The 21,475-nt window shown below is 72.8% G+C and carries 15 protein-coding genes and 1 pseudogene; 4 read left to right on the plus strand and 12 right to left on the minus strand.

Annotated features, from left to right (window positions below):
* Nucleotides 1-23 precede the first annotated feature (23 nt).
* Entirely contained in the window at nt 24-431 is a 408-nt protein-coding gene (locus ACFV18_RS24600) for a cobalamin B12-binding domain-containing protein (RefSeq protein WP_380486634.1), read from the minus strand.
* Between the two features lie 282 nt (nt 432-713).
* On the opposite strand from ACFV18_RS24600, the gene ACFV18_RS24605 reads away from it, so the two are divergent.
* Entirely contained in the window at nt 714-1,409 is a 696-nt protein-coding gene (locus tag ACFV18_RS24605; protein WP_380486636.1) for a M23 family metallopeptidase, read from the plus strand.
* A 40-nt stretch (nt 1,410-1,449) separates the two neighbouring features.
* Here ACFV18_RS24605 and pcrA read toward each other — a convergent pair whose 3' ends face one another.
* The 3 genes from pcrA to ACFV18_RS24620 form a co-directional block, all read right to left on the minus strand.
* Complete coding sequence (gene pcrA / locus ACFV18_RS24610; RefSeq protein ID WP_380486638.1) at nt 1,450-4,095, minus strand: DNA helicase PcrA; 2,646 nt, start codon at nt 4,093-4,095, stop codon at nt 1,450-1,452.
* Nucleotides 4,096-4,163: 68 nt separating this feature from the next.
* The gene (locus tag ACFV18_RS24615) at nt 4,164-5,246 is read right to left on the minus strand and encodes a hypothetical protein (RefSeq protein ID WP_380486640.1); all 1,083 of its coding nucleotides are present in this window, start codon (nt 5,244-5,246) and stop codon (nt 4,164-4,166) included.
* A 404-nt stretch (nt 5,247-5,650) separates the two neighbouring features.
* Nucleotides 5,651-7,174 carry a glycosyltransferase family 39 protein gene (locus ACFV18_RS24620; RefSeq protein WP_380486641.1) on the minus strand — a complete coding sequence of 508 codons (1,524 nt, stop codon included), beginning with the start codon at nt 7,172-7,174 and terminating at the stop codon, nt 5,651-5,653.
* A 194-nt stretch (nt 7,175-7,368) separates the two neighbouring features.
* Between ACFV18_RS24620 and ACFV18_RS24625 the strand changes: the two genes are divergently transcribed.
* Nucleotides 7,369-8,733: an acyltransferase family protein gene (locus tag ACFV18_RS24625; protein ID WP_380486643.1), complete on the plus strand. Its 1,365-nt coding sequence runs from the start codon at nt 7,369-7,371 to the stop codon at nt 8,731-8,733.
* Between the two features lie 74 nt (nt 8,734-8,807).
* Here ACFV18_RS24625 and ACFV18_RS24630 read toward each other — a convergent pair whose 3' ends face one another.
* Both ACFV18_RS24630 and ACFV18_RS24635 read right to left on the minus strand, forming a co-directional pair.
* The gene (locus tag ACFV18_RS24630; RefSeq protein ID WP_380486645.1) at nt 8,808-9,476 is read right to left on the minus strand and encodes a LuxR C-terminal-related transcriptional regulator; all 669 of its coding nucleotides are present in this window, start codon (nt 9,474-9,476) and stop codon (nt 8,808-8,810) included.
* Nucleotides 9,469-10,872 (minus strand): PspC domain-containing protein, encoded by a 1,404-nt coding sequence (locus tag ACFV18_RS24635; protein ID WP_380486647.1) that lies wholly within the window; start codon nt 10,870-10,872, stop codon nt 9,469-9,471. Before ACFV18_RS24635 ends, ACFV18_RS24630 begins: the two co-directional genes overlap by 8 nt.
* Nucleotides 10,873-11,006: 134 nt before the next feature.
* Between ACFV18_RS24635 and ACFV18_RS24640 the strand changes: the two genes are divergently transcribed.
* Together ACFV18_RS24640 and ACFV18_RS24645 are read left to right on the plus strand one after the other, a co-directional pair.
* The gene (locus ACFV18_RS24640) at nt 11,007-12,563 is read left to right on the plus strand and encodes a PspC domain-containing protein (RefSeq protein WP_380486649.1); all 1,557 of its coding nucleotides are present in this window, start codon (nt 11,007-11,009) and stop codon (nt 12,561-12,563) included.
* Nucleotides 12,563-12,790 carry a hypothetical protein gene (locus ACFV18_RS24645; RefSeq protein ID WP_380486650.1) on the plus strand — a complete coding sequence of 76 codons (228 nt, stop codon included), beginning with the start codon at nt 12,563-12,565 and terminating at the stop codon, nt 12,788-12,790. Before ACFV18_RS24640 ends, ACFV18_RS24645 begins: the two co-directional genes overlap by 1 nt.
* Before the next feature lie 35 nt (nt 12,791-12,825).
* On the opposite strand, the gene ACFV18_RS24650 is transcribed toward ACFV18_RS24645, so the two are convergent.
* The 6 genes and pseudogenes from ACFV18_RS24650 to ACFV18_RS24675 form a co-directional block, all read right to left on the minus strand.
* Nucleotides 12,826-13,377 (minus strand): ubiquinol-cytochrome c reductase iron-sulfur subunit, encoded by a 552-nt coding sequence (locus tag ACFV18_RS24650; RefSeq protein ID WP_380486818.1) that lies wholly within the window; start codon nt 13,375-13,377, stop codon nt 12,826-12,828.
* Nucleotides 13,354-13,863 (minus strand): annotated as a pseudogene (locus tag ACFV18_RS24655) (DoxX family membrane protein); the annotation flags it as partial. The pseudogene ACFV18_RS24655 and the gene ACFV18_RS24650, both read right to left, overlap by 24 nt.
* Nucleotides 13,864-14,006: 143 nt before the next feature.
* Nucleotides 14,007-15,590, minus strand: coding sequence for a glutamine-hydrolyzing GMP synthase (gene guaA / locus ACFV18_RS24660; protein ID WP_380486652.1), 1,584 nt, complete (start codon nt 15,588-15,590; stop codon nt 14,007-14,009).
* Nucleotides 15,591-16,351: 761 nt separating this feature from the next.
* Nucleotides 16,352-17,737, minus strand: coding sequence for a hypothetical protein (locus tag ACFV18_RS24665; RefSeq protein ID WP_380486654.1), 1,386 nt, complete (start codon nt 17,735-17,737; stop codon nt 16,352-16,354).
* A 188-nt stretch (nt 17,738-17,925) separates the two neighbouring features.
* Complete coding sequence (locus ACFV18_RS24670) at nt 17,926-19,677, minus strand: GMC oxidoreductase (RefSeq protein ID WP_380486656.1); 1,752 nt, start codon at nt 19,675-19,677, stop codon at nt 17,926-17,928.
* 34 nt (nt 19,678-19,711) lie between these two features.
* Nucleotides 19,712-21,319, minus strand: a complete 1,608-nt coding sequence (locus tag ACFV18_RS24675; protein ID WP_380486658.1) for a succinic semialdehyde dehydrogenase — start codon at nt 21,317-21,319, stop codon at nt 19,712-19,714.
* Between the last annotated feature and the right edge of the window lie 156 nt (nt 21,320-21,475).

Here is a 21,475-nt window from a genome sequence, read left to right on the forward strand (position 1 = left end):
GCCCGGGGCCGCCGCGGAAGGCCTCAGCTGGCGGTGCGCAGGTTCGCCTCGACCCAGCTCACCACGTCCTGGGTGGGGGTGCCGGGGGTGAAGATGTCGGCGACGCCGAGGGACTTCAGCTCGGCGATGTCGCCGTCCGGGATGATCCCGCCGCAGAAGACCTTGATGTCGGCCGCGTCGCGCTCCTTGAGCAGCTCGATCACCTTGGCGCAGAGCGTCATGTGCGCGCCGGACAGGATGGACAGGCCGATGCCGTCCGCGTCCTCCTGGATCGCCGTGTCGACGATCTGCTCGGGGGTCTGGTGGAGGCCGGTGTAAATGACCTCCATGCCGGCGTCGCGCAGCGCCCGCGCGATGACCTTGGCGCCCCGGTCGTGCCCGTCGAGACCGGGCTTGGCGACCACCACTCGGATCGGCCCTGACACAACCATCACTGCCTCCTGGACCACGTCGTCCACCACCCGGCCGACCTCGTGGCGGGGGCGTGTTAACCACTTTTAACAGATCTGAGGGGAGGGTAGCGGCCCGGCGGGGCCGCCGTCCTTTCCCACCGGCCAAGAAGAAAGGAAAATCACAGCCCACCGGCTCCGTCGGCCTCGCCCGCCGCCGCGCCACGCCCGCTGAAATGCACGCTTTGTCCGCTCTGTCGCCGCCCCGCTACAGTCTCGACCGGTTCTTGCCGTACGTCCCCGAGCCGCCGCGAGGTGACAGCCGTGGTCCCCAGCAGCCGTGCCGCCGCCCGTGCCGAGCGCCGGGCGCGGGCCCGCAGCGCCACCAGGACGGCGGTGCTGGCGGTCGCGCTGCCCTCGGTGGCGGCGCTCGGCGTGTTCGCGGCCGCCGTGGTCACCGTGCACCCGGCGCCGCACCGCCCGGTGGGCGCGGCCCCGCGCCCCGGCGAGCCGACCCTGCGGGGCGCCCCCCGCCCGGGGCCGGAGCACACCGAGCGCGCCGACCGCGCGGAGCGTCAAACCCCTGACGCGGCAGCCGGGTTGGCGATCCGCCAGGCGGCGGAGCGGCGCTTCTCGCTGCCGGTGGCGCGGCCCGGCCTGAGCGCGGTGTTCGGCCAGCCCGGCGCGCACTGGGCGACGCGGCACACCGGCATCGACTTCCCCGTCCCGTCCGGCACCCCGGTGCTGGCGGTCACCGACGGCACCGTCAGCACGCACTGGCACCCGGCGTACGGCCGCATGGCGACGGTCACCGCCCCCGACGGCACCCGCACCGTGTACGGGCACCTGCGCTCGTACCGGACCGTGCACGGGCAGGTCCGGGCCGGCGAGGTGATCGGCTGGTCGGGCAGCACCGGCAACAGCACCGGGCCGCACCTGCACTTCGAGGTGCGGCCCGACGGCGACGTCCCCGTCGACCCGGTGCCGTGGCTGCTCGAACGCGGGCTCGACCCGCGCTGACCGACCGCCGGGGCCCCCGTCGGAGCTTCCCGTCAGAGTGTCAGAGCTTCTCGACGGGGGCGTAGCGCAGCAGCAGTTCCTTGCGCCCGGCGGTGCCGAAGTCGACGGTGGCACGGGCCTTGTCGCCGACGCCCTGGGTGGCGACGACGGTCCCCAGGCCGAAGCTGTCGTGGCTGACCCGGTCGCCGACGGTGAGCGCCACCACCTCCCGGTCCACCACGGTGCGCGCCGACTTGCCCCAGCCCGCCTTCGGCGAGGCACCCGCCGAGAAGCTGCTGCCGCCGCCACTGCTGCGCGCACTCGAGGACGAGGAGAAGCGCGAGGCGGGCACGGCCGCCGCGCCGGTGCGCTTCCACTGGATCAGGTTCTCCGGGATCTCCTCCAGGAACCGGGACGCCGGGTTGTACGACGGCTGCCCCCAGGCGCTGCGCAGCACCGACCTGGTCAGGTAGAGCCGCTGCCGGGCCCGGGTGAGGCCGACGTAGGCGAGCCGCCGTTCCTCCTCCAGTTCCTTGACCTTGTTCAGCGCCCGCATGTGCGGGAAGATCCCGTCCTCCATGCCGGTGAGGAACACCACCGGGAACTCCAGGCCCTTGGCGGTGTGCAGGGTCATCATCGTGATCACCCCGGCGCCGTCCCCCTCCTCGTCGGCATCCGGGATCTGGTCGGAGTCGGCGACCAGCGCGACCCGCTCCAGGAAGTCGGCGAGCGAGCCGACCGGCGGGCCCTCGTCGCCCTCGGGCCGCTCTCCCGGGTCCTTCTCGTACTCCAGCGCCACGGACGCGAGCTCCTGGAGGTTCTCCACCCGGGTCTCGTCCTGCGGATCGGTGGACGCCTGGAGTTCGGCCAGGTACCCGGTCTCCTCCAGGACGGCCTCCAGTACCGCGGCCGGCCCGGCCCCGGACTCGACGACCTGACGCAGCCCGGCCAGCAGATCGTTGAACTTCTTCACCGCGTTGGCGGAGCGCGCGGCCATTCCGTACGCCTCGTCGACCCGGTTCAGCGCCTGCGCGAAGGAGATCCGCTCGCGGGCGGCGAGCGCGTCGATCATCGCCTCGGCGCGTTCGCCGATGCCACGCTTGGGCACGTTGAGGATCCGGCGCAGCGGCACGGTGTCCTCCGGGTTGGACAGCACCCGCAGGTACGCGAGGACGTCCTTGACCTCCTTGCGCTCGTAGAAGCGCACCCCGCCGACCACCTTGTACGGCAGGCCGACCCGGATGAACACCTCCTCGAACACCCGGGACTGCGCGTTGGTGCGGTAGAAGATCGCCACGTCGCCGGGGCGGGCGTGGCCGGCGTCGGTGAGCCGGTCGATCTCGTCGGCGATGAACTGGGCCTCGCCGTGTTCGTCGTCGGCGACGTAGCCGACCACCTGTTCGCCCTGGTCGCCTGCCGTCCACAGGTTCTTCTTGCGGCGGTTGGTGTTCCGTTCGATCACCGAGTTCGCGGCGGTCAGGATGGTCTGCGTGGAGCGGTAGTTCTGCTCCAGCAGGATCGTGGTCGCGTTCGGGTAGTCCTCCTCGAACGCGAGGATGTTGCGGATCGTCGCGCCGCGGAAGGCGTAGATCGACTGGTCGGCGTCACCGACCACGCACAGCTCGGCGGGCGCGATCTGCGCCAGCCTGGCCTCCGTCGGGTCGACGAAGTCGCCGTCCGCGGTCATCCGCGGGGCGTGCGCGGCCGAGCCGCCGGACAGCTCCCGCACCAGCGTGTACTGGGCGTGGTTGGTGTCCTGGTACTCGTCGACCAGGATGTGCCGGAACCTGCGCCGGTAGTGCTCGGCGACCTCCGGGAACGCCTGCAGCAGGTTGACGGTGGTCATGATGATGTCGTCGAAGTCCAGCGCGTTGGCCTCGCGCAGGCGCCGCTGGTACAGGAAGTACGCCTCGGCGAGCTTCTTCTCCATCGGGTTCGCCGCCTGGTCGGCGTACGTCTCCTCGTCGATCAGCTCGTTCTTGAGGTTGCTGACCTTCGCGGTGAACGACTTCGGCGGGAACTGCTTCGGGTCGAGGTCCAGATCCCGGCAGACCAGCGCCATCAGGCGCTGCGAGTCCGCCGAGTCGTAGATCGAGAAGCTGGAGCTCATGTTCAGCAGCTTCGCCTCGCGGCGCAGGATGCGGACGCACGCGCTGTGGAACGTCGACACCCACATCGCCTTGGCGCGCGGGCCGACCAGTGCCTCGACCCGCTCGCGCATCTCGCCGGCGGCCTTGTTGGTGAAGGTGATCGCCAGGATCTCGCCGGGCTGCACGCCGCGCGCGGCCAGCAGGTGGGCGATCCGGTGGGTGAGCACCCGGGTCTTGCCGGAGCCCGCGCCGGCCACGATCAGCAGCGGCGAGCCGTGGTGCAGCACCGCCTCGCGCTGCGGGTCGTTCATGCCCTCCAGCAGCTGCGCCGGGTCGACCACGGTGCGCTCCGCGCCGTTGCGGTACCAGGCGTCACGGGCGCTCTCGGCCGCGTGGTCGGTTTCGAACAGCCCGTCCGGGATGCTCTCCTCCGCGCCGTACCCGGGGTCGTACGGCGGCTCGTCGTACGGCTCCTCGTACGACTCGTCCGCGGGCGGTGCCTCGTCCTCCGGCCACAGCGTCAGGGGCGGCTGCTGCACCGCTTCGGGGCGGCGGCTCGACCCGACGGCAGGACGCTCGAAGCCGGGGAGCGGGAGGTCATCGAAGAGGCTAGTCATGGCCCTTCGAGTCTATGGCTACCCGCCGACATCCCCGGCCGGTCACAGAATTCCGGCCGGGCTCCCGCTCACGGGGAGTTGTTGTAGACGAAGACCACGTACCCGCCGTACAGGGCGGAGCAGACCGCCGCGGCAACGAGCATGCTCGGCACCACTCCCCTGGTCCGTACCCGGACCAGCCCGGTCGCCAGCGGCAGCAGCAGCGCGAACGCGGGGATCAGGAACCGCGCGCGGGAGTTGAAGTACGCGGCGTCGCCGATGGCGAGCAGCAGCATCATCGCGCTGTACGCGACCAGCGCCAGTGGCTGACGCTGCAGCCCGGAAACCATGAACATCAGGATGTAGCCGACCAGGGTGAGGGTCACCACGACGTCGGTGAGCCAGATCGTGTCCGGCACGGTGATCATCTCGCGGATGACGTGTGCGGTGGACCGGCCGAAGTCGAAGTGCGACTGCCAGGCGTCCTGCACCCGGAAGTAGCCGTCCCAGCGGCCCTTCTGCACACCCACCCAGGCGACGAACGACAGGAAGCCGAGCGGGGCCAGCGCGCAGCCGATCAACGGGCGCAGCCACAGCGCACGCCGTTCCCGCACCTCGCCGGCCCGCCTGGCCTGCCGCCACTGGGTGAACGCCGCCCACACCGCCCCGACGCCGACCCCGACCACCACCGCGACGCCGGTCGGCCGGGTCAGGCCGGCGAGTGAGCACAGCACCCCGGCCCACACCCAGCGGCGGGTCACCGCGGCGTACATCGTCCAGGCGGCGAAGGCCGTGAAGACCAGCTCGGAATAGGCCATGCTCTCGACCACCGCGTACGGCAGCACACCCCAGAGCACCGCGGCGATGACGCCCACCCGGCGGCCGTGCAGCCGGGCCGCGACGGCGAAGATCCCCCACGCGGCGGCCAGCGATCCGGCCCAGGCCACCAGCAGCGCGGCGTAGTGCACCGGCAGCGGCAGGATCCACCAGACCGCCCGCAGCAACATCGGGTAGATGGGAAAGAACGCGTACGCCTCGTAGGGCCCGTGCGGGCCGGGCACCGGCTCGGAGCCCGCGTAGCCGTGCACCGCGATGTCCTGGTACCAGTAGGCGTCCCACATGGTGGCAACGCGGTACAGCGCGCTGGTACCGTGCTGTCCCTCCCACAGCATCAGAACGGCGACGCCGAGCGCTCGTACCAGCAGGTAGCCGAGCAGGGCGGGTGTCGCGTATCGTACGGCCGCACGCAGTCGCGGGAGCAGACCACTCAGCCCTGCCGAGCGTCCATGCGGCCGTCCGGCAGGCGTTTCGGCGTCCTCGCGCGGAACCGGGTCACCGGTTCCAAGCCTGACGGTCACTGCTGCTCTCCCCCACGGGCGTCGCGCTTGTGGTGTCATGCACCGGAACGAAGATCACTGCGACCTCACCGTCGCCGGTCTCGTCGCACAAGAAACCGTGGCCCGTCCGGGACTGGTGCCGGGCAACAGTGTAGCCGCGGTCGACCGGCCGGATACGGAGCGCGCGGACGCGTGAGCCGGCCCGGTGGGGGCCGGGCCGGCTCGGCGGGAAGCGGCTGTCAGCGCTCCATCAGGGTGACCACGGTGTTCGGCACCTGGGTGACGGTCTGCTTCGGGAAAGTCTTGACCAGCACGTCCTTCTCCTCCGGCGAGAAGCCCTGGAAGGGGTCGTGCCAGCCGATCGTCACCACCCAGATCCGCTTGGTGTCGCCGATGCAGGCCGCCAGGTCGGGGCACATCTTCGGGTACAGGTCGCCGCGCTCGATCGCGCTCTCCTGGACGAAGACGTCCTTCAGCCGGTCCTCTTCCGGGAGGTAGAAGTCCAGCGCGCTGACCACCCCGCTGAAGATGGCGTTGCCGTTGCGCAGCGGCGCCACCGCGTCGCCCGGCTGGTAGCCGGCGGCGATGACCTTCGCCGCGGCGGCGCCGTCCCAGCCCGCGTGCGAGTAGCGCTGCCGCACCGCGCGCTGGTCCTGGGCGCCCAGCACCAGCACCGCGACCAGGCCGACCACGGTGAGCGCCCGGGGCCGCAGGGCCGCCAGCCCGGCGCCGGCGAGCACCGCCCAGGCGGGCAGCGTGAAGAGCAGGTAGCGGTCCAGGAAGTACGAGGTCTGGCCGTGCGAGATGATCCACAGCAGCGGGATCGGCAGCACGGCGATCATGCCGATCTCCACCGCCGGACGCCGTCCGCGCGACCACGCGAGCGGCAGCACCGCCAGCGCGACCATGCAGAGGCTGATCCAGTTCGAGGCGAACAGGCCGTGCCAGAAACCGTTGGCGACGTACTGCAGGCTCGGCTTGCTCAGCCAGTTCAGCTGTCGGCCGACCTGCCGCTGCCCGAGCAGGATCAGCGGCACCAGCGGCAGCACCCCGGCCACCGCCGCCACCGGGAAGCCGATCAGCACGCCGCGCGAACGGTCGCTCCACCAGCGCCACCCGGCCACCAGGGCGTGCGGCACCAGGAAGACCAGCGAGATCATGTGGAACGCGCCCGCGCCGATCACGGTGAACGCGTAGAGGGCCCAGCGCAGGACGCCCGGCTTCTCCAGCGCCCGCAGCAGCAGGAAGGTCGCCGCCGCGGCGAACATCACCACGAACGCGTAGCCGCGCACCTCCTGCCCGTAGCGGGACACCGAGGGGATGAGCGCGAAAAGCAGGCCCGCGACCAGGCCGGTGGTGGTGTTGAAGAGCTTGCGGCCGATGAGCGTGACGAAGGCCGCTGCGCCGGCCATGGCCAGCACGGACGGCATCCTGATCACCATCAGCGAGTGGCCGAAGGCCTCCGTCCAGAAGTGGATCAGCAGGTAGTAGACGCCGATCACCGCGTCCACGTTCTGCAGCAGGTGGAGGATCTCCCGCGGCGAGCGGTCCACCGCGTTCCAGGTCGCCAGCTCGTCGGCCCACAGCAACGGCCGCCCGGAACCGTACGTGCCGATGCCGAAGGTGAGCAGGGCCGGCCACAGCCAGACGAAGCCGCGCGTCCGCGCCGCGATCGCCCTCAGTCCGCGCCCGCCCCCGGGACCCGACGATGCGGCCGCGTCCGCACCGGATGGTGCGGAGCTACTGGTCGCGCTGACGCTCATATGGGGATGCCTCTCCGATTTCACTCATCGCTGATCGGAGCGAGCCTAGCGGGAACGCGCGAACGGATTGTGACCGGTCGAGCCGCTCCGCCCGCCCGCCCGCGCCCGACCGGTGTCCGGCCCCACCGGCGGGCTCTGCGAAGGAGCGCCCGGACAGTACGCATCGGGACGGGTGTGAGCTAGCCTCATCGGCTGTGACCGCGATTGAACATCAGCCAGCCCCGGCCGCCAGGGGCGCCACCACTGCGGCCGGCGTCGGCAGGCCGCCCATTCGTCTCGGCTGGCTCGACGGCCTGCGCGGGATCGCCGCGCTCCTCGTCGCCGTGCACCACTTCGGACTGCTGAGCTGGTACTCCTGGGGTCCGGCCGTCGAGGAGAAATTCGACCTCGGCATCTTCGCCGTCATGCTGTTCTTCCTGGTCAGCGGATACATCGTGCCCGCCTCCCTGGAACGGCGCGGCGACGTCCGGGGCTTCTGGATCGGCCGGATGTTCCGGATCTACCCGCTGATAATCGTGACCGTGGCGCTCTCGCTGGCGCTGCTGCCGGCGAAGTACTCGGCGGTGCCGGAGGTGGTCACCGACCGGCCGTTCTGGTCGTACCTGGCGAACCTGACACTGCTGCACGAGATGACCAACATCGCGAGCGCGCTCGGCGCGATGTGGACGCTCTGCTACGAGATGATCTTCTACTTCCTGGTCAGCGCGCTGTTCGTGAAGAACTGGCACCGGCAGAGCGCGCCGATCTCGCTGTTCTTCGCCGGCGCCGCGCTGCTGCTCGGCGCCTGGTGGAAGCCTCAGCTGCTGACCCCGAAGGCGGTCTCGGCGGTGCCGACCACCACCCACCACCTGATCATCGCCACCGTGCTGATCATGGCGACCGGCCTGCTGCTGATCCTGATCGGCCGCCCCGAGCTGATCCGGATCGGCGCACTGACGCTCGGCGCGCTCGGTGCGGTGCTGCTGTTCCTGAACGCCCGGTCGATGTTCTTCGAGAGCATGATGATCCTGGCCACGATGTTCGCCGGCACCGCGATCTTCCGCGCCGAGAAGGGGCAGATCGACCGGGCCCTGGCCGCCGTCTGCTGCGCGTTCGTGCTCGCCGCGGGCTTCCTCTCCGGCTACATGTACAACCACGGCCAAGCCGCGCTGGACCGCACCTGGACGAAGAGCTGGGAGGGCTTCTCGCTGCCGTACGCGCTGGCCTGGGTGGTCTTCGGGCTCGGCATGCTGCTGCGCAACCGCCGCTGGCCGCGGGTGCTGACCTGGCTCGGCGCGGTCAGCTACTCGGTGTACGTGGTGCACATCCCGGTGCTGTGGGCCACCTGGTGGTTCAAGGACAACCTGGTCACCTACCCGATCACCGGATGGGGCCGCTGGCTGCTGCCACTGACCTTCTTCGCGGCGGTCCTGATCGCCAGCCAGCTGACCTACAAACTGATCGAGATGCCCGGCCAGAAGCTCGGCAAGAAGGTCGCGAAGGCGCTCGACCGCCGCTCGGCGGCCCGGGCCGCAGCGGCCGCGCCAAAGCCGGAGCGGGAGCCCGCGCCGCTCGGCTGACCCCGTCCCCGTACGCACCTGGGCCCGGCCCCCTCGCGGGGGCCGGGCCCTTCGCATGCGCCCCGGCGCGCGGATCAGACCAGGCGACGGGCCGTGGCCCAGCGGGTCAGCTCGTGCCGGTTGGACAACTGGAGCTTGCGCAGCACCGCGGAGACGTGGCTCTCCACCGTCTTCACCGAGATGAACAGCTGCTTGGCGATCTCCTTGTACGCGTAGCCACGGGCGATCAGCCGCAGCACCTCGCGCTCGCGCTGGGTGAGCCGGTCGAGGTCCTCGTCGACCGGCGGGGTGTCGGTGGCGGCGAACGCGTCGAGCACGAAGCCGGCCAGCCGCGGCGAGAACACCGCGTCGCCGTCGGAGATCCGGAAGATCGCGTTGACCAGGTCGGTGCCGGTGATGGTCTTGGTGACGTAGCCGCGGGCGCCGCCGCGGATCACGCCGATGACGTCCTCGGCGGCGTCGGAGACCGACAGCGCGAGGAAGCGCACCCCCTCCACGCCCGCCGAGCGGCGCAGCACCTCGACGCCGCCGCCGCCGGGCAGGTGGACGTCGAGCAGCACCACATCGGGCCGGGTCTCGGCGACCACCCGGACCGCGGACTCCACGTCGTCGGCCTCGCCGACCACGTCGATGCCGGTCTCCTCGGTGCGCCCGATCTCGGCGCGCACGCCGGTACGGAACATCCGGTGGTCGTCCACCAGGAGCACCCGGGCACGCCTCTCGGGTGCCGCTGCCTCAGTCATCTGCCGCCCTCTCCATCTCCAGCTCGACCTCGGTCCCGCCGTCCGGCGCGGGCCGCACCCGCGCGGTGCCCCCGTTGCGCCGCATCCGGCCGATGATCGATTCGCGTACGCCCATCCGGTCCTCGGGGAGGTCCTCGGGGTCGAAGCCGGGGCCGTGGTCGCGCACGAACACCGACACCGTCCTCCCCTCCACCTCCGCGTAGACCTGGACCGGTCCCCCGCCACCGTACTTGGCGGCATTCACCATGGCTTCCCTGGCCGCCTGCATCTGCGAGGCGATCTTCTCGTCCATCGGGCAGTCGCCGACGCAGACCAGCTCGATGTGGACGCCGTGCCGGTCCTCGACCTCGGCGACGATCGCCCGCAGGTGCTCGGCGAGGGTGTCGGGCGCGGCCTCGGCGGCGGCCTCGGGGCGGTACAGCCACAGGCGCAGTTCGCGTTCCTGGGCGCGGGCCAGGCGCAGCACCTCCTTGGGGTCCTCGGCGCGGCGCTGGATCAGCGTCAGGGTGTGCAGCACCGAGTCGTGGATGTGCGCGGCGATCTCGGCCCGCTCCTGGGCGCGGATGCGGGCGGTGCGCTCGGCGCCGAGGTCCTGCCACATCCGCAGCATGGAGGGGCCGGCCAGCACCAGCACACCGGCCACCACGGCCAGCGAGGACTCGATCACCAGGGCGATCGGCGAGTCGACGCCCTGGGTCACGAAGTAGCCGACGATGCCGGCCACCACCAGCAGCACCCCGGAGGAGACCCGCAGGTAGGCGCCCTTGCGGCTGCCGGGCTCCAGGCCGAACCAGTTCTGCCAGCGCGAGTCGTCGGCCTGCCGCCACACCAGGGCGACACCGACGCCGACCGCGAGCAGCGGCCACACGTACGGCTTGGCGGTCTGGATGCCGAGCGCGGACAGCAGCGCCATCACGCCGATGACCAGGCCGATCAGCGCGAACAGCTGGCCGAGGCTGCCGGCCCGCTGCCCGGCGCCGGCCGGGGCGGTCGCCGGGCGGTCCTGCGGGTCGGCGGGGAAGGTGCCGGGGGCGCCGTCCTCGCCGTGGAAGGTGCGCTCCAGCAGCTCGCGCAGCCGCCCGAACCGGCCGCCCGGCGCGGCGGGCGGGCCGGTGCGGGCGGCGCCGGGGGCGGCCTCGCCGATGCCGAGCGGCACCACCACCCAGAACGCGGCGTACAGCAGGGTGCCGATGCCCTCGGAGAAGAACAGCACGATGAACGCCAGCCGCACCCAGGTGACGGGCACCCCGAGGTGCACCGACAGGCCCTGGCAGACACCGCCGAGGATCCGGCCGTGCGGGCTGCGGTAGAGCCGCCGGTAGGGCGGCGCGCCGGCCGGGGTGTCGGTCGGCGCGGGCGGGGCGGTCTCGGTGGTTCTGGTGTCGGGTGCTGCCACGGCACCGATGGTCGCAGGTGCCCGGTCGGTGGCGCATCAGGGTCCGGCCCGGAGCCCGCCTCAGGGACAGTTCAGGGTCGCTCCGGGGCTCCGGACGGTTGGGCGGGGCCTCGCGGCCCGGAAGGATGGGAGGCATGACGGACGACCAGATCCCGGGAGACGCACCGGACGCCCCCACCGAGCCGCGCCCGGCGCTGACCCGCTCCTCCCGGCACCGGGTGGTGGCGGGCGTGTGCGGCGGGCTCGGCCGCTACCTGGACATCGACCCGGTGGTGTTCCGGGTGGTGATCGCGGTGCTCGGCCTGACCGGCGGGCTCGGGTTGTTCCTGTACGGCCTGGCCTGGCTGGTGGTGCCGCGCGAGGCGACCGACGGCGAGGGCGGCCGCACCGAACTCCAGCGGGTGCTGACCGGCCGGGTGGACGGCCAGTCGATCGGCGCGGTGCTGCTGACGGTGATCGGCACCGGGGTGTTCTTCTCCTCGATGAACGAAGGCGACCAGCTGTTCCCGCTGCTGCTGCTGGCCGCGCTGGTGTTCCTGGCGCTGCGCTACGACCCGGAGCGCCGGCGCCGGTTCAGCGGCGACGAGGCCGCGGGCCCCGAGCGGACCGGCGGCCCGTACGACCGGCTGGACTCCTCCGGCACCTTCGCGGACTGGAAGACCTGGGGCGAGGCGATGAGCCGCGACCTGCGCGGCGAGTGGCAGGCCCGCACCGCCGACCTGCACGAGCGGATCGGTGGCCCGGGCCTGTCGAACGCCGAGCAGGCGGCCGGTGCCGCCCCCGCGGACACGCCCCCGGCCGGCCCGTCCGGCTACCTGTGGGACCCGCGGCACCCGGAGCGCAACCCGTACGGCGCGACGCCGCCGCCCGGCGCGCCCGCCCAGCCCTGGTGGCAGCGCACCGATCTCCCGGAGGGCGACCCGCTGCGCAAGGAGCCCGCCGGGCCGCCGAGCCACCAGGAGCGCATGGAACAGAACATGGCGCGGTACCGGGAGCGGGCCGAGCAGCGCCACCAGGCGCAGCGCGAGGCGATGGAGCGGCACCGGGAGAGCATGGCGCGCCACCGCGAGTGGAAGGCCGCGCGGCGCGCGGAGCGCGGGCGTTCGGTCCTGGGGGCGTCGGCGGTGCTGCTGGCGCTGGGCGCGTCCTGGGCGGTGGCGGTGGACCACCACGGCCACCACCGCTGGTCGGCGGTGCTGGCGGTGGCGCTGCTGCCGCTGGGCCTGGCGATGATCCTCAGCGCCCGCTGGGGGCGCACCCGCGGGCTGACCTTCCTGTCGCTGCTGCTGACGGCGGGCCTGGTGTTCGCGGGCGGCAGCTCGATGACGGTCGCGGACACCGTCGGCGACCGCCACTGGACGGCCACCTCGGACAACCTGCACTCGCGGTACACGGCGGGCGTCGGCGACGTCCGGCTCGACCTGTCGTCGCTGGACCCGAAGGGCGGCACCCTCGGCACCGAGCTGCGGGTCGGCATGGGCACCGCGGTGGTGCAGGTGCCCAGTGGTGTGGAGCTGCGGCTGAAGCTGCGCGACGGGGTGGGCTCGGCGAGCCTGCCGGACGGTCAGGAGTACGGCGGCCCGGTCGTCAACGAGGACGTGGTGATCGAGGTCCCCCAGGGCCGGCCGTCCAAGGGAGTGCTGGAACTGACGGTGACCATGGGCATCGGTGACATCAGGGTGGAACGGTAATGAGGAAGCATCAGTTCGATCTGTACGCGCTGGTCGCGGGCGGCCTGTTCACGGCGCTGGCGGTGCTGTACCTGGTGGCGTCGGTGAACGACCAGGAGGTGAACAGCCGGTTCGTCCTTCCGCTGGCGCTGATCGTGCTCGGCGCGGGCGGCCTCGGCGGCGCGCTGGTGGCGGTCTCCAGGCGCGGCCGGGGCGGGGCCCGCGACGACGATCACACGCTGGGCTAGCCAGGGCCTGTCCGGCCGATCCTGCCGGACAGGCCCTATGCCTGCTGCTGCGGGCCGAGTTCGAGCTGCTCGCCGTTCCTGGTGACGGCGTAGGTGGGCAGCGGCTTGGTGGCCGGCCCGTTCAGCACCGCGCCGGTGGCGGCGTCGAACTTGGAGCCGTGGCAGGGGCAGTACAGCTGGCCGTCCTTGGGCGGGTTGACGGCGCAGCCGGAGTGGGTGCACACCGAGGACAGGCCGGCGTACTTCCCGGCGGTCGGCTGGACGATGTACACGGCGTCGCCGCTGGCCGGGTCCTTGACGGTGGCGCAGCCGCCGACCGGGACCTGCGCGGCGGGGACGCCCACCGCCGGCGCGGCGGACTGCGCTCCCCCGGACTGCGGGTTCGTGGACTGCGGAGCAGCACCGGTGGCGGCGGGCGCGATCTCCTCGCGGCCGAAGGCGGCGGTGAGCGAGCCGGACAGCAGGCCGGCGCCGCCGAGCGCGACGGCCGCGATGCCGCCGTCCAGCAGGGCGCGGCGGCGCACCGCGTCCTCGGCGAGGCCGCGGGCGCGGTCCCGGGCGGCCCGGGCGGCGAGGTAGCCGTCCACCGACAGGTAGGGGGTGCCGGCCAGCAGCAGCGGCGTCCAGGCCATCAGGTAGGCCAGGTCGTTGCCCAGGTAGTACGGGGTGGTGTGGAAGCTGACGGTCAGCCAGAGGGTGGCGCTGAGCAGCGCGCCGCCGGCGGCGGCGACCCGGCCCCACAGGCCGAACAGGGTGCCCAGGCCCACCGCGAGCTCGCCGAAGGCGATCAGCAGGCCGAAGAAGGTGGGCGCGTCCAGGGCCGGGGCGAGCGCCCAGCCGACCGGGCTGCCGGCCTTGGCGGCCTGCGTCTGCGCGTAGAAGGAGGCGGCGTCGCCGGCGCCGGCCAGGTAGTGCGGGTCGGAGAGCTTGTCGAAGGCGGCGTAGACGAAGGTCGCCCCCAGGAACAGTCGCAGCGGCAGCAGGGCGAGGCGCGAGGCGGTCGCCTTCCACTGCCCGGTCCGTGTCTCCGTGCTCCGGCCCTCGTCCAGGCCTGTGCCCGTGCCCGTCGCCATCGCTGTCGCCCTCTCCCTCGCGCCGTCTGCCGACCGCCGGCAGGACCGGGTCCGATTGTGCCGGGTGCCGCCCGGACATGACGGCGCCGCCACTCCCCCGGTCGGGGAGCGGCGGCGCGGTCACACGGTTGCCGGGGGTGGGATCACTCCCACTCGATGGTGCCCGGCGGCTTGGAGGTGACGTCCAGCACGACCCGGTTGACGTCCTTGACCTCGTTGGTGATCCGGGTGGAGATCTTCGCCAGCACCTCGTAGGGCAGGCGCGACCAGTCGGCGGTCATGGCGTCCTCGGAGGAGACCGGGCGCAGCACGATCGGGTGACCGTAGGTGCGGCCGTCGCCCTGCACGCCGACCGAGCGGACGTCGGCCAGCAGCACCACGGGGCACTGCCAGATCTCGCTGTCCAGGCCGGCCAGGGTCAGCTCCTCGCGGGCGATGGCGTCGGCCTCGCGGAGCAGGTCCAGGCGCTCCTTGGTGACGTCGCCGACGATCCGGATGCCGAGGCCGGGGCCGGGGAACGGCTGGCGCTGGACGATCTCGGCGGGCAGGCCGAGCTCCTGGCCGACCATCCGGACCTCGTCCTTGAACAGCTTGCGCAGCGGCTCGACCAGCTGGAACTCGAGGTCCTCGGGCAGGCCGCCGACGTTGTGGTGGGACTTGATGTTGGCGGTGCCGGTGCCGCCGCCGGACTCCACCACGTCCGGGTACAGGGTGCCCTGGACCAGGAACTCCACGGCAGGGCCCTCGTCGGCGATGATGTCGGCCTGGGCCTGCTCGAAGACCCGGATGAACTCGCGGCCGATGATCTTGCGCTTGGTCTCGGGGTCGGAGACGCCCTTCAGCGCGGTCAGGAAGCGCTCCTCGGCGTCGACCACGACCAGCTTGACGCCGGTGGCCGCGACGAAGTCCTTCTCGACCTGCTCGGTCTCGCCCTTGCGCATCAGACCGTGGTCGACGTAGACGCAGGTCAGCCGGTCGCCGATGGCGCGCTGCACCAGGGCGGCGGCGACCGCGGAGTCCACGCCGCCGGACAGGCCGCAGATGGCGCGCTTGTCGCCGACCTGCTCGCGGATCAGCGCGACCTGCTCCTCGACCACGTTGGTGGTGGTCCAGTTCGGGGCGATGCCGGCGCCGCGGTACAGGAAGTGCTCCAGCACCTGCTGGCCGTGCTCGGAGTGCATCACCTCGGGGTGGTACTGCACGCCGTACAGCCTGCGCTCGTCGTTCTCGAACGCGGCGACCGGCACCACGTCGGTGGAGGCGGTGACGGTGAAGCCCTCGGGCGCGGCCGAGCAGGCGTCGCCGTGCGACATCCACACCGCGTGCTTGTCCGGGACGCCCTCGAACAGGGTGGAGCCGGAGCGGGTGACGGTCAGCGGGGTGCGGCCGTACTCACGGGCGCCGCTGTTGTCGACGGTGCCGCCGAGGACGGTGGCCATCAGCTGGAAGCCGTAGCACATGCCGAACACCGGCACCCCGGCCTCGAAGATCGCACGGTCGAGCTGCGGTGCGCCCTCCTCGTACACCGACGACGGACCGCCGGAGAGGATGATCGCCCTGGGGTTCTTGGCGAGCATCTCGGCGACCGGCATGGAGCTCGGCACGATCTCGCTGTAGACCCGCGCCTCACGCACCCGACGGGCGATGAGCTGGGCGTACTGGGCGCCGAAGTCGACGACCAGGACGGTGTCGTTCTCCGGTGGGGACTGGGGGTGTACAGAGGACACGGACGGCCTTCCGGCGGCGGTACAAAAGGGGTGTCGCCACCGAGTCTACCGGGAGCGTTTCACCCGACTGCCAGCCGAGCCGCCCGTGACCGCACCGGGTGGCGAATCGTTGCACCGGGAGACCGTACGAGACGCCGGCATCCTCCAGGTGCGGGCGGCGCGTGCGGTGGACCACGCGTGGATCTTCTCCGGTCCACCGGTGCGCGTGGCGGGCACGGGCCCGCCGTGGGACCGCGCCCCGGTGCCGCGGTCGGGTCAGCAGGGGACAGCGAACCCGTCCGCGACCGGGCGGACCCGGGTGTGGCGGCCGGTACCGGTGCCGGCCGCCGCACATCGGCCGCCCGCTCCGGCGTACGCCCCGGTACGCCCCGCAAGCCAGTATCACGGACAGTCACCATCCGGGCCGGTCGGTTCCGGCGCTCCCCGGCGCCGTGTCCTGTTCCGGCCTCCCCCGAATTTGCGTCGAATCGCTTGCACAGCACGGCCCTCGTCCAGGACGATGACTGCAGGACGGGGGCCACCACACACTCCCGCCGCAGGCTCGGACCGTTGGCGCGAACGGCCCGACTCTCACGCTCCGTGAGGCCCATCGGCCTCGGGGGCGCTCCGAACCATCTCCCCCGACGGCGCTCCTCCCCCGGCGCCGTCACCCAGCACCGGCGCGGCCCTGACGCCGAGTGCTGGCCGACAAAGGGCCCCGTTCCCCCGCGGGGCCCTTTGCCCTGTCCGGTCCCCCGCGGGGCCCTTTGCCCTGTCCGGGCTCAGCCGGCGTCGGGCCGCCGGTAGGCGGCGTGCGAGTCCAGCACGTCGACCCGTCCGGCCGGCGTCCGCTCCTCGGCGACCAGTTCGACCAGCCCGGCGCTCCCCTCGGGCTCCGGCTCGCCCGCCGGTGCGGGCAGCGGGGCGGACACCGGCACCGGCGTGCGGCGCACCGCGTCGAGCGCGGCCGGGACCAGCAGCGCGCCGAACACCGCCCAGGCCGCGGCGGCGATCAGCACCGAGGTCACCGACCAGCCGAGCAGTTCGATCCGGGCCTCGTGGACCTGGCCCTTGATGGTGCTGCTCCCGCTCATCCAGATCGAGGTGCCGAGCACCAGCGCCGCCGTCAGCCCCGCGTACAGCGCGGCCAGCCGGGCCCGGTCCAGCTGGGTCAGCCGCCCCCGGTGCGCGGACCAGCCGAGCGCCAGCGCCGCCAGCAGCACCGGCACCACCGCCAGCCACCACTGGCCGCCGTGCGCGCCCAGGTCGTACAGCGCGAAGGAATCCTCGGGCCCGCCACGCAGACCGCCCACCTCGGCCCGGGCGCCGCTGCCGACGCCGAACAGGTACACGCCGCCGTTGACGGTCAGCGCCCGGAACGTGGACTGCGGGAACGGCTGGTCGACCAGCACCTGCATCACCACCGACACCACGGTGAGCAGCACCAGCAGCCCCCCGACCACCCGCGCCGCGTGCTGCCACGCCAGCAGCCAGCCGCCCAGCCACCGGCGCCGGGCGGCCTCCGCGCGCAGCGCGCCCTGCCCGTCCACGGACAGCACCACCGCGGCCGCGGCCAGGAACCCGGACACCCCGAGCGGCAGCATCGCCGGACCAGTGGTGACCTGCATGCTCAGCGAGAACGATGCCTCGTCGACGTGCGAGCTGCCGGTGGAGAGCCACCCCAGCAGCAGCACCCCGGCCGCCGACAGCGCTCCGGTGCGCAGCGCCTGCGCGCCGGCCGCCAGCCCGGTCGGTTCGGCGGCGCCGGCCGCGGCGCGGGCCCGGGCGGCGAGCCGCTGGCCGAGCCAGAGCAGCGCCAGCCAGCCGAGCGCGATCGCGTACGGCAGCACGTGGACGCCGGAGGTGGAGGCGCCGAAGCTGCTGGAGTTGCTGCTGCGCCAGGGCGCGCCGAACGCGGTCAGCGTCAGCTGGAGCCACATCTGGAAGGTGCGGACGGTCCAGCGCACCGCCGGGTCGTCGTCCACGCCGGCGCCGCCGCGCGCGAGGGTGCTGCCGAGCGCGGCCAGCACCACCAGCAGGGCGGTCGGGGCGAGCAGCACCCGGCCGGCGGTCAGCCAGCCCCGGGACGGCACGGGCCACTGCCGGCCCTGGTGTATCCGGCCGGCGCCCCACGGGGAGGCGCCGGGCGCGGCGGTGTCCTCCGCCACCACTTCCCCGATCGCGGGCGGCGGCACGAGCGGGGGCCCGGTGGGGCGTCCGCAGTTCGCGCAGGTCGCCACGGCACCGGCGACAGCCGCTCCGCAGGACGGGCAGATGGGCATGGCGGTCCCCCCGGGGGTGGTTCGTGGTCGGGTGCCCGTTTATCCCATCGGCTGTCGGGGGATGTCAATCGGCTTCATTCGGCCCTGCGCGGCACCTTCGGCATGGCCAGCAGCGGCAGCCGAAGCGCCCCGAACGCCCCCTCGGGGACCGCGGGCTGAACGGGGGTCACCGCCTGGACGGGCCGGTAGCCGGCGCCCTGTTCGGGGCGCGGGTCGGCCTCGCCGCGGTTGGGCCACATCGACATGGCCCGCTCGGCCTGCGCGGTGATCGTCAGCGACGGGTTGACGCCGAGGTTGGCGGAGACCGCGGAGCCGTCGACCACGCTGATCCCCGGGTAGCCGTACAGCCGGTGGTACGGGTCGACCACGCCGGTCTCGGCGCTGTCGCCGATCGGGCAGCCGCCGAGGAAGTGCGCGGTCAGCGGGATGTCGAAGATCTCGCCGACGGTGGAGCCGGGGAAGCCGTTGATGGACGCGGCCAGCGCCCGCGCCCCCTCCTCCGCGGCCGGGATCCAGCTCGGGTTGGGCGCGCCGTGGCCCTGGCGCGAGGTCAGTTTCCCGTTCTTCAGGGACACCGTCAGCGAGTTGTCCAGCGACTGCATCACCAGGCCGATGATCGTCTTCTCCGACCAGCGGTGCTGGTTCATCGACTGCGCGAAGATCCACGGGTGCCGGCCGACCGACCCGAGGTAGCGCAGCCAGCGCGGCCCGCGCCCGGCCCCGCTGACCTGCTGGATCGACAGCGCGCCCATCGCGTTCGAGCCCCGGCCGTAGCGGACCGGCTCGATGTGGGTGTTCTCGTCGGGGTGCACGGACGAGGTGATGGCCACGCCGCGGGTGAAGTCGGGCCGCTCCCCGTAGCGCCGGTCGGAGGTCTGCGCGCCCACCAGCGCCTCGGAGTTGGTGCGGGTCAGGTGGCCCAGCTTGGCGGAGATCCGGGGCAGCAGCCCGCCCTCGCGCATCCGGTGCAGCAGCGTCTGGGTGCCGTAGGTGCCGGCCGCCATTACCACCCGCTCGGCGGTGATGGTGCGGGCCCCGGCCTTCTTCGCCCGCCGGGTGCGGGCGTCGGTGGGCAGCACGTCCACCGCGTAGCCCTCGCCGTACGGGCGCAGCCGCTTCACGGTGGTCAGCGGCAGGATCTCGGCGCCGGCCCGCTCCGCCAGGTACAGGTAGTTCTCGGTGAGCATGTTCTTCGCGCCGTGCCGGCAGCCCGTCATGCACTCCCCGCACTCGGTGCACGCCTTGCGCTTCGGGCCGGCCCCGCCGAAGTACGGGTCCTCGACCTCGCTGCCGGGCGCGGCCTTGGCCTCGCCGGTGCCGTCCTGGCCGTCGCCGAAGAACACCCCGACGGGCGCCAGGTGGAAGGTGTCGCCGCAGCCCATCGCCTCGGCGGCGGCCTTCAGGTGCACGTCCGAGGGCGTCATGGTCGGGTTGAGCCGGACCCCGAGCATCCGCTGCGCCTGGTCGTAGAACGGGGCGAGTTCGGCCTGCCAGTCGGTGATGTGCCGCCACTGCCGGTCCTCGAAGAACGGCTTCGGCGGCACGTACAGGGTGTTGGCGTAGTTCAGCGAGCCGCCGCCGACGCCCGCCCCGGCCAGGATCAGCACGTTGCGCAGCAGGTGGATGCGCTGGATGCCGTACAGGCCGACGGCGGGTGCCCACAGGTAGTCGCGGGTGTCCCAGGACGTGGTGGGCAGCTCGTCGCGGCCGAACCTGCGCCCGGCCTCCAGGACGGCGACCCGGTACCCCTTCTCGGTCAGCCGCAGCGCGGCGACCGAGCCACCGAAGCCCGAACCGACCACCACGACGTCGTAGTCGAACGACACTGCCCCTCCTCGGCAAGCGACGGCAACTGCCCTGCTACTTCAGGCGGAACGCCTTCATGACCTTCAGGCCGGTGGTGAAGAACTCGGCGAACTTCCGGTCGTCCATGCCCATCGACGGGCCGATCGGCAGCAGCCGCTGCACGGCGATGGTCTGCGCCTCGGTGTAGCGCAGGATGCCTTCCGCGCCGTGCCGCCGGCCGAGCCCCGAATCACCCATGCCGCCCATCGGCGACGCCACCGACCCGTACGCGGCGGCGTACGCCTCGTTCACGTTGACGGTGCCGGTGCGCAGCCGGGCCGCGACCTTGCGGCCCCGGCCGGTGTCCCTGGTCCACACGCTGGAGTTCAGGCCGTACGGGGTGGCGTTGGCGGCGGCGACCGCCTCGTCCTCGGTGTCGAAGCGGTAGACCGACACCACCGGCCCGAAGGTCTCCTCCGCGCACACCGCCATCTCGGGGGTGACGCCGTCCAGGATGGTCGGCTCGAAGAACAGCGGCCCCAGGTCCGGCCTGGCCTGCCCACCGGCCACCACCGTCGCCCCGGCCTTCACCGCCTCCTCGACGTGCCGGGTCACCGTCTCCAGCTGACGGCCCGACACCAGCGAGCCCATGTCCGCGCCGTACGCCAGGCCGCCGCCCAGGCGCAGCGCCGAGGTCTTCTCGGCGAACTTCGCCAGGAACGCGTCCGCCACCGACCGGTGCACGTACAGCCGCTCGATCGAGATGCACAACTGCCCGGCGGAGGAGAAGCAGGCCCGCACCGCGCCCGCCGCCGCCTTGTCCAGGTCGGCGTCGGACAGCACCAGCATGGCGTTCTTGCCGCCCAGCTCCAGCGAGGCGCCGACCAGCCGCTCGGCGGCCCGCCGGGCCACGTCCCGGCCGGTCCGGGTGGAGCCGGTGAACGCCACGTAGTCGGCGCGCTCCACCACCTCAGGCCCCACCACCGGGCCGTCGCCCAGCACGATCTGCCACACCTGCGGCGGCAGCCCCGCCTCGACGAACAGCTCCCGCGCCCACAGCGCGGTCAGCGCGGTCTGGGTGTCCGGCTTGTTCACCACCGCGTTGCCCGCGACCAGCGCCGGCAGCGCGTCGCCGACGGACAGCTCCAGCGGGTAGTTCCACGGCGAGATCTGCCCGACCACACCCTTGGGCCGACGCGCCTCCACGGCACTGGTCAGCCCCGGCACCGCACCGCCACGACGGCGGTCCTTCAGGTACGAGGACGCCGTCCGCCCGTAGTGCCGGGCCGCCGACGCGACCGCCATGACCTCCTCGAAGGCGTGCAGCCGGGCCTTGCCGGTCTCCGCCTGAATGAGGTCCAGCACCTCGTCCTGCCGCCGCAACAACAGATCGTGGAACCGCAGCAGCACACCCGCCCGGTGCCGCACCGACAGCGCCGCCCACCCGGGCTGCGCCCGCCGGGCCTCCCGGAACGCCCGGTCCACATCCGCCGTCCCCGACACCGGCAGCGCCGCCAGCACCTCCCCGGTCAACGGCGCGAGGGTCTGCGCGACGCCCTCCCCGGACGCGGTGACCCCCTTCGCCAGCCGCGCCACCAGCGCCGCCGGCACCGCAGAAGCAACCGTCCGCCCCGCACCCTTGGCCGCAGGATTGCGCCGGCCCTGGCTCGTGCTCTCCGTCATGCGGGCAGCCTAGGCGCTCGACGCCCACTTGTGTACCCGCCAGTAACAGTCATTCGAGAGCGAGCCGCGCCCCGGGAGATGCGCCCCCGGGGGCACGGGGAACCGCGCGAAGCGGGAGATCCCCCTCCGCGAGATCGCGCCACGAGCAGCGACTCG

The organism is Kitasatospora sp. NPDC059673 (assembly GCF_042734215.1).
Classification (GTDB): Bacteria; Actinomycetota; Actinomycetes; order Streptomycetales; family Streptomycetaceae; genus Kitasatospora.

Bases quoted from the DNA above. Each gene is read 5' to 3' on its own strand.
- ACFV18_RS24675 (WP_380486658.1), bottom strand. From the start codon at position 21,319: ATGACGGAGAGCACGAGCCAGGGCCGGCGCAATCCTGCGGCCAAGGGT.
- ACFV18_RS24630 (WP_380486645.1), bottom strand. From the start codon at position 9,476: ATGACTGAGGCAGCGGCACCCGAGAGGCGTGCCCGGGTGCTCCTGGTG.
- pcrA (WP_380486638.1), bottom strand. From the start codon at position 4,095: ATGACTAGCCTCTTCGATGACCTCCCGCTCCCCGGCTTCGAGCGTCCT.
- ACFV18_RS24645 (WP_380486650.1), top strand. From the start codon at position 12,563: ATGAGGAAGCATCAGTTCGATCTGTACGCGCTGGTCGCGGGCGGCCTG.
- ACFV18_RS24615 (WP_380486640.1), bottom strand. From the start codon at position 5,246: ATGCTGTGGGAGGGACAGCACGGTACCAGCGCGCTGTACCGCGTTGCC.
- ACFV18_RS24620 (WP_380486641.1), bottom strand. From the start codon at position 7,174: ATGAGCGTCAGCGCGACCAGTAGCTCCGCACCATCCGGTGCGGACGCG.
- ACFV18_RS24600 (WP_380486634.1), bottom strand. From the start codon at position 431: ATGGTTGTGTCAGGGCCGATCCGAGTGGTGGTCGCCAAGCCCGGTCTC.
- ACFV18_RS24640 (WP_380486649.1), top strand. From the start codon at position 11,007: ATGACGGACGACCAGATCCCGGGAGACGCACCGGACGCCCCCACCGAG.